The organism is Peribacillus sp. SIMBA_075 (genome assembly GCF_046534585.1).
Genome location: NZ_JAWRYN010001112.1, coordinates 1 through 253 on the forward strand (window position 1 = coordinate 1; position 253 = coordinate 253).

General features: G+C 71.9%; 1 protein-coding gene. It reads left to right on the forward strand.

Translation table 11 applies throughout. The annotated features are described in order from the left end of the window. Positions 1–2 precede the first annotated feature (2 nt). On the forward strand, positions 3–170 hold the full coding sequence (locus SB775_RS31755; protein WP_410865269.1) for a LuxR C-terminal-related transcriptional regulator: 168 nt from the start codon (positions 3–5) through the stop codon (positions 168–170). Positions 171–253 lie beyond the last annotated feature (83 nt).

The following is a 253-nucleotide window of genomic DNA, read 5'->3' on the forward strand; positions in this document are numbered from 1 at the left end:
CGATGGTCGTGGCCGGCGCGCTGAACAAGCAGATCGCCGCCGCGCTGGGCATCAGCGAGGTCACCGTCAAGGCGCACCGCGGCAGGGTGATGCGCAAGATGGGCGCGCGCACCCTCCCGGAGCTGGTGAAGATGGCCGAGCTGCTGCCACGTGGCGAGTCTGTAGGCTGACGCGCCGGTCAGCGTCCAAGCGGCGCGCCCGCGGGGCGGGCTTTGCCCTGGAGAGCACTAGCGCGGTCTGGTGGGGGAAGGGG

What these genes read in the sequence shown, in the direction of transcription:
- SB775_RS31755 (WP_410865269.1), top strand. Translation starts at nt 3, where the DNA reads ATGGTCGTGGCCGGCGCGCTGAACAAGCAGATCGCCGCCGCGCTGGGC.